Source organism: Cephaloticoccus capnophilus, assembly GCF_001580045.1.
GTDB classification, from domain to species: domain Bacteria; phylum Verrucomicrobiota; class Verrucomicrobiia; order Opitutales; family Opitutaceae; genus Cephaloticoccus; species Cephaloticoccus capnophilus.
On record NZ_LSZP01000015.1, the window covers coordinates 20,407 to 31,076 of the forward strand.

Sequence of the window (10,670 nt, forward strand, 5' to 3'; positions counted from 1 at the left end):
CGCAGCGATTTTATCGATGCGCCGCCCTGTTAGCCGCGCGTCGAAACTCGCACACCGAGGCACAGTGGCAGTTGTCACTGTGCCTTTTTTGTCACCAAGCTTCGCCAACCATGACGGACGCCGAAATCCAGCCCCTAATCGACGAGGCCAGCTACGACTACGCAATGGGCGAGGCGGCCAGCGCCCTCACCAAGCTCCGCGACGCCGCGCAAAGCGCCCCCCACTCCTTCGACCTCTGGCACACCCTCGCCGAGATCGCCCTCGGGGCAGGACTCACAGATGAAGCACTCGCCGCTGCGGAAAAAGCGCACGCGCTGCGAGGCGACGACCTTCTCATTAACACCACCCTCTCGCGTATCTGGGTCGAGCGCGGCGATAAAGCCCGCGCCGAGCGCTACGCCGCCCAAGCCAAGATCCTCGGCTGGAAGGAGCAGTTGAAAGGCGGCGCGAGCACCGCCGCCCCCACAGAGGATTGATTAAAGGGTTGCGAGCCTGCCGCGCTTGCGCCGCGCTTTCCCTTCCTGCCTGCCCCCCCTCTCTGCACACATGGAATCGTCGGCCTACGTCTTAGACTTTGAAAAACCGCTACGCGAACTCGCGTTGCAACTCGACGCACTGCAACAGCAGTCGCTGGAGACCAAGCTCGACCTCAAGCAAGAGATCGCCGCCATCGAAAAGAAAATCGAGCAAACTCAGCGCGAGATTTACTCGAACCTGAGCCCGTGGCAACGCGTGCAAATCGCCCGCCACCCCAAACGCCCCTACGCGCTCGATTACGTCACACAGCTTTGCGAGGACTTCGTCGAGCTGCATGGCGACCGCCAGTTTCGCGACGACCGCGCCCTCATCGGCGGCACCGCCTTTTTTAACGGCCAAGCCGTCATGATAATCGCCCAGCAAAAAGGCCGCGACACGAAGGAGAAAATCGCACGCAACTTCGGCATGCCTCAACCCGAAGGCTACCGAAAGGCGAACCGGCTGATGAAAATGGCCGAGAAATTTGGGCTGCCCATCCTCTCCTTTATCGACACGCCCGGCGCGTATCCGGGGATCGGCTCCGAAGAGCGACACGTCTCGGAAGCCATCGCCGTAAACCTGCGCGATATGGCCCTCTTGCGCGTGCCCAGCATCGCCGTCGTCGTCGGCGAAGGCGGCTCAGGCGGCGCACTCGGCATCGGCGTCACCGACCGCGTCCTGACCTTTGAAAACAGCTACTACTCGGTCATCTCGCCCGAAGGCTGCGCCGCGATTTTGTGGAAAGACGGCAGCGCAGCCGCGCAAGCCGCCGAAGCGCTGCGGCTCAACGCGGCCACTCTCGAATCCCTAGGCGTCGTCGAAGAAGTCATCCCCGAGCCGAGCGGCGGCGCGCACTACGATGCAAGCGCAGCGGCCAAAAGCTTGGGCAAGGTTTTGGAAAAGCACCTGCGCCAACTCCGAAAACTCTCGACCGACGAGCTGCTCGAAGCCCGCTACGCGCGCTACCGCAAGCTCGGCGTGTTTGAAGAACCCGCCGCAAAGTAAAAATCACCTCGCGGCTCAAACGAGCGGCGAGCGTGCGCAGCACACGTTAGTGGCGAGCCGCGAGCCAGATGCCTCGTCCCTTCGGGCTGCGCCGTAAGCAGCAGCGTGGCTCGCACTTAAAACGGGAACAGACCCTAACAACTCAGACGACGCCTCGGCGCCTAAAATCGGCCTACGCACGCGAGGCGGCGTGCGCGGCCTGCAAGAGAAGAGGTCACTGACCTCAGACTGCGGCCTCGCCGCGCTCTTCGGTGCGGATACGGATCACTTCCTCAATCGGGCTAACAAAAACCTTCCCGTCGCCGATTTTTCCGGTCTTGGCCGCGGCCACGATCGTGTCGAGTGCCTTCGGCACGAGCGAGTCGCAGAGCACGATTTCGAGCTTCACCTTCGGCAGGAAGTCCACCGTGTACTCCGAGCCACGATAAATCTCGGTGTGCCCTTTTTGGCGACCGAAGCCCTTTACCTCGGTCACGGTCATGCCCTCGACACCGATTTCGGAGAGGCCCTGTTTTACTTCCTCTAGTTTGAAAGGTTTAATGATAGCTGTGATGAGTTTCATGCGTAAATTTAGGGGAACGGCGCGCAGCCTGCAACCGACTGCTAAACGCTGACAAATAGAAATAGTCTACTAGCTAGGACTTATAAGTAGTCCCCGACTATTCGTATGCCCAGTAGCAGCCCGAAGCGCAGCTTCGGCAGAGTCGGCTAAGAGCGACCAGTGGGCGGCTCTCCTCAGCCCCGCGCAATCTGCGCAGCCAAAAACGGCCCGCGATAGATCAGGCCAGTGTAAAGCTGAATGAGCGTCGCCCCCGCATCGAGCTTCTCGATCGCGCTCGCGCTATCGGTGATGCCGCCCACCGCAATGATTGGCAGCCGCCCATCTGTGGCTTTCGCGATGTAGCGGATGATTTCGGTCGCCCGCTCGCGCAGCGGAGCCCCGCTCAGCCCACCCGCTTGCGCGGCGTCAGCGAGCGGGCCGGGCGGACGCTCGAGCGTCGTATTGGTCGCGATGATACCGGCCAGCCCAAACTCGGTGACGAGCTCTAGGACGCTATCGACTTGTGGTGCGTTAAGATCGGGTGCGATTTTGAGAAGCAGCGGTTTGGCGCGTAGCCCGGGCGACTCGGCCCGGCGGCGGTTGGCATCGGTCACGGCAGCGAGCAGCTCGCGCAGGCGCTCTTCATCTTGGAGCTTTCGCAAGTCGGGCGTGTTCGGGCTACTGACGTTGAGCACGAGATAGTCCGCATAGTCCGCCAAAAGCGCAAAACTGCCGAGGTAGTCGTTCACTGCTTGATCAAGTGAAGCGAGTTTCGACTTTCCCAAATTCACACCGAGCGGGATAGCGCGTGCACCCGGGACAGGCTGTCGCCCCAGGCGCAGCGCGACGGACTCGGCCCCTTCGTTATTAAACCCCATCCGGTTAATCACGGCCTCTTGCTCAGGAAAACGAAAGACACGCGGACGCCCGTTGCCCGGCTGGCGCAGCAGCGTGACGGTGCCGATTTCCACATGGCCAAAACCGAGTGCCGCCGCCGCAGGCCAAGCCCGCGCGTTCTTATCGAAACCCGCCGCGAGCCCCACGCGGTTGGGGAAATTTAGCCCGAAACACTGCACGGGCTGCCCCGCCAACGACAGCCGCTCCGCATCTCGCCCGTGCCACGCCTCCATCGCTCGGCAAAGGGGCGACACACGCGCTAGCACCGCCAGTGCATCCACCGCCAACTCGTGCGCATGCTCAGGGTCGAGCCGGAAGAGTGCAGGACGCAGGCATTTCTCATAAAACCATCCCATAACGCACGACGATGGGGGCGGCATTTTCAAAAATCAAGGGAGCTATCTGCACCGCCCCTAAGTCGCTAATCTGGCGAAGCCCACGCGCTGCGCCTTCGCCAGACAGCACGACCCGAAAGCCAAAAAGCAAAACACAAACGCGCCCCGTGCGCTCAGCGTTTTAAAGTGAAGAACTCCAACCCTGCGGTCGGAGCTTCTCCTCCACAAGCTAGGGGGAGCCCTCGGCTCCATATGACGATGACCTCGCCGTAAACGGCGAGGTTTGCGCTTTGGTTCGTGGTCAAAACTCGCCCCAAACGCCGCCGCACAATCACACCAAACCAGCGGGGTTTTTCTGCTTGTTTTTCAAAACGCCCCTTCCACGCTGCGCCAAAATTTCCTCTGTCACATATGGCCAAAGCGATTTCGAGTCTTGAGTGGTGTGTAGTGCGTCTCGGCGACGATCATAACTGGTGGGTAGCCGAAACCAGCGACCCCGTGCGCTGGGATGTCGATGGACTCTCGATTGTCGATCCGCGCCAAGTCGATCACCTCATTGAACTCGTCGACCCGCTCCGCGACTACGGCTTTAGCCAAGACGTTTTTGAGGCCGCCTTCATCCCGTTCCGTATCGAAAAAGACCTCGGCGACGGCCGCGTGCGACTCAAACGCGTGAAAGACTCGCTCTTCGACTCGGCGGAAAAACTCTTCGCCCTAGCCGATATCCTCGATGAGGAAAACGGCCCCTACGCCGACCTGCTCGACCACCTCACGCGCTGCCGCGTGAAAATGCTCAACGACACCATCGACTTCGAAGTGAAACTCTCGGTCGACGAAGTCGAAGACGAGATCCGCGAAGCACAAAATGCCGACTTCATTGAGGGCGTAGCCGTCCACACCTTTAACGAGCTCATCGCCATCCTCGACTACATCCCCGCCGGCTACGAAGGCGATGAAGACGCCGCCGAAAAGCCTCTCGCCACCGACGACGAAGACCTCCCCGAAATCGACGAAGAGGAAGAGCAAAAACTCAAAGACGACGCCTCGCTCAAATGGGACGAGGAGGACGCCGACGAAGAAGACGACCTTGACGACGAGGAGGACGAAGAGGACGACGACGACGAAGAGGAAGGCGACGACTACGAAGGGCGCCCCGCGAAGCGGGGGCGATGAACCCTTTTGATTGCCGAGCGAGCGGCGCGTTGGCCGCTCGGCACATCAGTGCCTTAAACCCCGAGCGACCTCTTTGGCGAAGTAGCTCAGAATCATGTCGGCCCCGGCGCGCTTAATCGCGATAAGCGATTCATCGCGGCACCTCTCGTAATCAATCCACCCGCGCTCGGCGGCCGCATGGATTTGCGCGTACTCGCCCGAAATCTGGTAAGCCGCAATCGGCGTATGCGTGCGCTCACGCAAATCGCGGATGATGTCCAGGTACAGCCCCGCCGGCTTCACCATCAAGATATCCGCCCCCTCTGCCTCATCGAGCAGGGCCTCGCGGATCGCTTCGCGGCGATTAGCGGGATCGAGTTGGTAAGTTTTCTTGTCCGCTGGCCCGGCCACTGTGCCGACTTTGGAACTGCCCACCGCCTCGCGAAACGGCCCGTAAAACCCAGACGCGAACTTCGCCGAGTACGCGAGAATACCGACTTGCTCAAAACCCGCTGCGTCGAGCGCCGCGCGAATCGCAGCTACGCGCCCATCCATCATATCGCTCGGTGCGACGAGGTCGGCCCCTGCCCGCGCATGCGCGAGTGCCATAGCGATAAGTTGCTCAACCGTGGAGTCGTTATCCACGTCGCGCCCGTCTTCCGTAAGCAAGCCGTCGTGGCCATGCGTCGTGTACGGATCAAGCGCGATATCGGTGATAACCGTCAACTCAGGCACAGCGGCCTTTACCGCGCGAATCGCGCGCGCCACGAGCGACTCGTCCCCAAGCGCGACGCTCCCCACCGCGTCTTTTTCCGAATCGGCGACCTTGGCGAAAAGATCGACCGCCGGAATGCCCAGTGCCCAAAGCTCACGGCACTCGGACACGAGCGCGTGAATCGGCAAGCGACGCACTCCGGGCAGCGAAGCGATCTCCTCCGGCGGCCCCTCTCCCTCGATCACAAAAAGCGGTGCGATAAAGTCGGCAGGCCGCAACACCGTCTCCTCAACCAGCGCACGCAAACTAGCACTGCGACGCAGGCGGCGCGGACGTTGAGTAAGAGCGAGGGAGAAAGCGCGATCAGTCATAGCCGCTAGCAAAGAAAAGTCCGCCCGCGAGAAGCCACCTCAAACCCCGCGCCGCCCCCTACTTTTCAATCACGACGTGATGTCTCTGCTTAGCGAGCAGAAGATAGCAGCGTACTGTTACTTAAGTTTTTGTTGCTTTAGTAACCCACTTGCCTCAAGTCCCGCCCTTCACCCCACACCAAGCCGGCGTGTCCCTCCCCTAGGTCGACCGCGTCGTCGCTTTCACCCCCGCTTTCGGTTTTCCGTTCGCCGCCCACCGGCGGTAAACCTCCACCTAACCCTGAAATATGAAGTACATAGATACCCCAACCCTCCACAAAAAAGGTAGGCTAGCGGCTGCATCGGCATTGATGCTGGGCTTGGCCGTCACTACCTACGCCCAGCAAACCTCAGCCCAGAACGACGAAGAAATCGTCCGGCTCTCGCCCTTTTCTGTGCAGGAGAGCGCAGATATAGGCCGTTACCAAGCAGTCGAAGCCAGTTCAGGCACCCGCGTTCGGATGAACCTGATGGACTCTACCCAGAGCATATCGGTCGTCACTAGCGAGTTTCTGGCCGACACCGGCAGTGCGCGTGTGCTTGATGCCGTCAAATATGTGGCCGGCGTCGGAGCGAGCACCCAGCCCAACGCATTGGACGTGATGAACGTCCGTGGCTTCCGAAGCTACGGGACCACTATAGACGGGTTTAATCAGTTCAGCATGCTCAATCAGGACCCGATCATTATTGATCGGATTGAGGTGGTGAAAGGCCCCAACTCCGTTCTCGCCCCGCAGGGTCTACCTGGCGGCGTGGTTAACAATGTCAGCAAAAAGCCCCTCTTTACGAATCAAGGCTACGCCTCCTATCAAGTGGGCCGCTGGGATGCCAACCGCGCAGAAATCGATGGGAACTATGTTGTAAACGACAAGCTCGCCGTGCGAGTCGTTGGGGCGGTCACCGATGCGGACGATTATGGTAAAGGTGAATATCACCAAAACATTACCGTGATGCCGATGTTCACCTATCGAATTAGTCCGAAGACGGAGTTCACGGCTCAGCTTCAAATTTACAATGGCAGCATGTTGGCCAATAACGGAAATCCAGTTTCCCTTTATGCCGTAAACCGGAGTCATGTCCGGCTCCAAGAAGGGCTCCCACGCGACTTCCAGTTTATAGGGCGCGGCATCACCCGTCACCAAAGTGGAAAAAACACACGACTTTTCCTTACCTCTCAAATTACCGACAAGCTCTCGATGCGGATCGCGGGTAACTGGGCCTATCAGAACTATCGCCCAAACTTCTTCGGAACCGGAGACGCTGATACCGAAGTCATCCAGCTCGACCAGATCACTGGAGAGTGGAGCTGGGACGGAGTGACTCGTAACGATAACCCCAGATACCAATTCGGCGGCATCAACGAGTGGAACAAACTCTACTACGGGAACTTGCAAAACGATTTCGTTTACGAACATACGGCTGACACTTGGAAATCGCAAACAGTCACCGGATATGCGATCAACTACAGCGGCCAGTCCTTTCGGAGAATAGATCACGAACCGGATGGCATATGGTATGATTTCACTAATAACTTTACTCCTCCCTCCGGCTACACTCTCCAAGATAAATGGTTCGCTAACTCCAAAAGTTACACGCGCAGTCGGCAGTTCTATATTGTGGAAGTCCTCAACTTCTTCGAGGACCGACTCGTTTTAAGCGGCACGCTTTCTTACAACCACTACTTCAGCGGCTCAACGGACAACCTGACTGTGGCAAGCACACAAAGCAGTACCGAGGTATGGGTTCCTTCTGGGGGAGTAGTTTACAAACTCACGCCCGGTATCACCGCCTACTACGGCTACACGAAGCAGGAGCTCGATGGGCCTGCGAGACCTACTTCGGGGATACCGCACCACACGGTTCCAAGCGAACAGCACGAAGTGGGTGTGCGCTTAAAGCTCTTCGATGGAAAGCTCTATACGACCTTCGCCTATTTTGATATTGTTCAGGACAACCTCGTAACGTGGAACTTTGAGAACTTCCGCCAACCTCCTCCCAATCCGCCCGCGCCCGATATTATGAGCAACCGGACGGCAAAGGGCTTCGAGTTTGAGTTTGCTTGGGCTCCAACCAAAAACTTCTCGGTGATCGGCAGCTACACCAAATATGAAAATCGTGACGCTGACAACATGCGCTATAGCAACGTAGCCGAGGAAATGGGGGGCATTTGGGGCCAGTACACCTTTTCCGAAACTGGCCCGCTCCGTGGCCTGTCAATCGGCCTCGGTGCCAACTATGTCGGCGAGCGCCCCAGCGACGTCATAGGCCAATTTACCCAGCCACCTCCGGGCGTCGATCCCGTGCGCATCCAACCGTCATTTTGGATTCCCTCCTATACCGTTGTCGAAGCGAGTGTTAACTACCGTTTCAACAAAAATTGGAAAGCACAACTGGTCGTCAATAACCTACTCGATAGAGACTACATCCCAGGTTCCTTTAATCGTTATATCTTTGTCAGCACTCCGATTAACCCAAAGCTCACTGTTCGCTATGAGTTTTGAGTAAGTAATCTCCAGTTACCTAAACTGGTTATTTGATATGCGCCGTGCCTTCGCACGGCGCATTTTCGTATCAATAACAAAAAACTATTGAGCCGCAGATAAGGCGTAAGGAGTAAGCGTTGGCAGTATCGGATTTTCAGAGGGCTTAAGAGGAATGAAAACCCACTCACTGCCGACTCCCTGCTCAAACTCCATCGGCCAACCCGCTTCAGCAAATTCTGTTAACAGCTGCTTACCTAGGTCCCCATACCCCTTCCGATTCAGTAAAATCCCAGAGAAGCCGTAGGACCCCAAAGTAGCAGCCATTTCTCTAGGGGGTAATTCCTGCACATCCAACTGCCAATCCGCCCCCGCCCTTCCTTTATTGCTCCCATAGGAATAGCGAAGTTTAGTGGAGTGAAGAAAAGGGCGTATTGGATCATAGATAAAAAACCCTAGCTTCCAAGCTCCACGCCCGACAAGTGGCTCAGGGAAATCTTGGGCGGGCAATATGTAAATCATAGCACCAGGCTCTAATCTATCCTCCAACCTCAAAGCCAAATCCCTATCTGCCATTACTCTCTCCCTAATCACACTAGTGGTTATATCGTAGCGAGGGTACAGGTAATTTTGGTAGGATTGATCCATGAGCCCAAGCAGAGCGATCAAAAGCAAAGCGCCAAGCCTTACGCCAAAAGACCAACTCCTCATGTAGCGGTTAATTACAAAAACAAAATAGAGAAATCCCAATGTTGCAATTGCAACAAAGTACCGATTAGTCGATCGTATATTGTAAAAATTGAATATCAAACTAAATGCAGCATGTATCCCTCCGAAGCTAGAATAAGCAATAACCCAACACGCAGCGAGAAATGGCAGCGAAGGCGCGCGCTTATGTATTTGCCTATAGATACTCTTAAAAAATAGAAAAAACAGACCTGCGATAGCCACAAGGCCAATATAGATACCCCACAACCGCTCTCCTACATTTATTCTTCCACCCTCATAGTATCTCGAAAAAAAGTCTGAAAAGAAACTCATATCTTGCCCCCAATGAGGAATCAGGAGCTCCATCGGTTTGATTGAGTAAATCTCTATATCGAAATAAGATCTAACCAAAGCAGCCGGATTTGCACCATAATCTATTCTGTAAAGCACAAAACTCCCCAGGCAGAGCCCAGCCACGAGGCAGGTCCCTGCGACAGGGATGAGTGCCGTAATAGAGCCCGCCCGTCGCTTTAAAAGGCGACATACCAAGGCCAGTATGTACATCTGTACAAAAAAGAATACCCAGTAAATACTCAAAAAGCCACTTAGTAAGCCTATAAGCAAAGTTAACCTAAAACGAAAAGATCGCCAAGATACCTTCTGGACGGTCGCGATATACCACAGACAATAGAACTGAAGTGGAAGGAGCCCTGTAAATATTATCCCTAAACTATCGAGTGAACGCTGGTTATGGGGAAGAAAGGCATAAACGACAGCGAAAACCCATGCGCTTAAACGTGATATCTTCCAGAATCGGGCAGCCGTATAAAATGAAACGGCCGCGACTATACAAGAGAGTATCAAAATTAAATTTGCCGCAGGCATAAGCCCAACTACCCTAGCGATCTGTCCGCCGAACCACACAATGGCTCGCTCCGCCTCAGGAAAGTCATTTAACTGGCCGATGAATGGAGCCCCGAGCGAGTCAGTCGTTATATGAGTAAAAAGCCCCAAGTCGCCCTCTTTGGCAAGCTTCATCATTCCAAGTATATAGTAAACATCGAAAAGGTAACGAGTAGGAAGCTTAAAATCACCTCCCCAGCGATCCTCAATAGTCAACCATAGTGCACACACCACAAGAGCAAGTAGGAGTACTCTAACGTATCTTCCACCTACACGCCCCACCAATTTTTGGCAACTACTAACTCTCTTTGAGATGAACTATCATGGCAGTAAGATTCATTATTTTTCATGCGAAAAAGCCAACTACTCTTACGAGAGGAGCGAGTGTTAGTTTGCTAATCAAGGATTCATCCGTTTTATGACACAAAAAGTAGGATAACAGGGAAGATATCTTTCATCATGCTTAACAGCCGTAGCGTTTAAGATCCATCAGTACTCCAAATCACCATTATCTGAATCGAACCCTAGTATTTTGTTGCCCTATGGCGCACTTCTTGCTCCTTGGCAGCCTCGTCTCTTTACCTCCTAGATCAATCAGCCTGCGTCTCCCTACCTAAACCTAGCTTACTCAGAATTAGTAAAGGTGATGATTTCTTTACGCGCCTACGCTGACAAACACAATATATACGAACTCGAAAGATTTGTGCCAGAAGCCTTCCGGTTCCTCAATAAATCGCAAATCGAATTGTGAAAATTCATGAATAGAAACCTCTTCCTCAATGAAGCCAAAGCCTGATATCTAATGGTGACTTGCCCCTAGCTAGGACAAGTCGCTCTTTAATAAATAAAAAACGGTGAACCTACTTTTACTCAAAGCCCACTTTACGGCTAATTAGATAGTGTGGGCGCCTCTTCGCTTCAGTATAAGTTCGGCCTAGGTATTCGCCAATGATGCCGAGGCCCATCAGCTGAATGCCGCCCAAAAGCAAAATAACCGTGGCGAGGGTC

General features: G+C 55.2%; 8 protein-coding genes and 1 pseudogene. 4 read left to right on the forward strand and 5 right to left on the reverse strand.

Going from position 1 to position 10,670, the window contains the following annotated elements; translation table 11 throughout:
• The first annotated feature begins 110 nt into the window (after positions 1-110).
• Positions 111-476, forward strand: a complete 366-nt coding sequence (locus tag AXK12_RS01695; RefSeq protein ID WP_068711048.1) for a hypothetical protein — start codon at positions 111-113, stop codon at positions 474-476.
• Positions 477-546: 70 nt separating this feature from the next.
• Positions 547-1,521, forward strand: a complete 975-nt coding sequence (locus tag AXK12_RS01700) for an acetyl-CoA carboxylase carboxyltransferase subunit alpha (RefSeq protein WP_068711049.1) — start codon at positions 547-549, stop codon at positions 1,519-1,521.
• 223 nt (positions 1,522-1,744) lie between these two features.
• Here AXK12_RS01700 and AXK12_RS01705 read toward each other — a convergent pair whose 3' ends face one another.
• On the reverse strand, positions 1,745-2,083 hold the full coding sequence (locus AXK12_RS01705; RefSeq protein WP_068711050.1) for a P-II family nitrogen regulator: 339 nt from the start codon (positions 2,081-2,083) through the stop codon (positions 1,745-1,747).
• 173 nt (positions 2,084-2,256) lie between these two features.
• The gene (locus AXK12_RS01710) at positions 2,257-3,315 is read right to left on the reverse strand and encodes a quinone-dependent dihydroorotate dehydrogenase (protein WP_068711051.1); all 1,059 of its coding nucleotides are present in this window, start codon (positions 3,313-3,315) and stop codon (positions 2,257-2,259) included.
• Positions 3,316-3,705: 390 nt separating this feature from the next.
• On the opposite strand from AXK12_RS01710, the gene AXK12_RS01715 reads away from it, so the two are divergent.
• Positions 3,706-4,467, forward strand: a complete 762-nt coding sequence (locus tag AXK12_RS01715) for a hypothetical protein (RefSeq protein ID WP_068711052.1) — start codon at positions 3,706-3,708, stop codon at positions 4,465-4,467.
• A gap of 45 nt (positions 4,468-4,512) precedes the next feature.
• Here the strand turns inward: AXK12_RS01715 and hemB are convergent, their stop codons facing one another.
• A complete protein-coding gene (hemB, locus tag AXK12_RS01720) occupies positions 4,513-5,532 on the reverse strand; it encodes a porphobilinogen synthase (RefSeq protein WP_068711053.1) in 1,020 nt (339 codons plus the stop codon).
• Between the two features lie 287 nt (positions 5,533-5,819).
• Between hemB and AXK12_RS01725 the strand changes: the two genes are divergently transcribed.
• A complete protein-coding gene (locus AXK12_RS01725; protein ID WP_082782560.1) occupies positions 5,820-8,072 on the forward strand; it encodes a TonB-dependent siderophore receptor in 2,253 nt (750 codons plus the stop codon).
• Positions 8,073-8,156: 84 nt separating this feature from the next.
• On the opposite strand, the gene AXK12_RS01730 is transcribed toward AXK12_RS01725, so the two are convergent.
• Complete coding sequence (locus tag AXK12_RS01730) at positions 8,157-9,878, reverse strand: glycosyltransferase family protein (RefSeq protein WP_231863478.1); 1,722 nt, start codon at positions 9,876-9,878, stop codon at positions 8,157-8,159.
• 650 nt (positions 9,879-10,528) lie between these two features.
• Positions 10,529-10,670, reverse strand: a pseudogene (locus AXK12_RS09525) (glycosyltransferase); the annotation flags it as partial.

What these genes read in the sequence shown, in the direction of transcription:
- hemB (WP_068711053.1), bottom strand. Translation starts at nt 5,532, where the DNA reads ATGACTGATCGCGCTTTCTCCCTCGCTCTTACTCAACGTCCGCGCCGC.
- AXK12_RS01715 (WP_068711052.1), top strand. Translation starts at nt 3,706, where the DNA reads ATGGCCAAAGCGATTTCGAGTCTTGAGTGGTGTGTAGTGCGTCTCGGC.
- AXK12_RS01705 (WP_068711050.1), bottom strand. Translation starts at nt 2,083, where the DNA reads ATGAAACTCATCACAGCTATCATTAAACCTTTCAAACTAGAGGAAGTA.
- AXK12_RS01710 (WP_068711051.1), bottom strand. Translation starts at nt 3,315, where the DNA reads ATGGGATGGTTTTATGAGAAATGCCTGCGTCCTGCACTCTTCCGGCTC.
- AXK12_RS01725 (WP_082782560.1), top strand. Translation starts at nt 5,820, where the DNA reads ATGAAGTACATAGATACCCCAACCCTCCACAAAAAAGGTAGGCTAGCG.
- AXK12_RS01695 (WP_068711048.1), top strand. Translation starts at nt 111, where the DNA reads ATGACGGACGCCGAAATCCAGCCCCTAATCGACGAGGCCAGCTACGAC.
- AXK12_RS01700 (WP_068711049.1), top strand. Translation starts at nt 547, where the DNA reads ATGGAATCGTCGGCCTACGTCTTAGACTTTGAAAAACCGCTACGCGAA.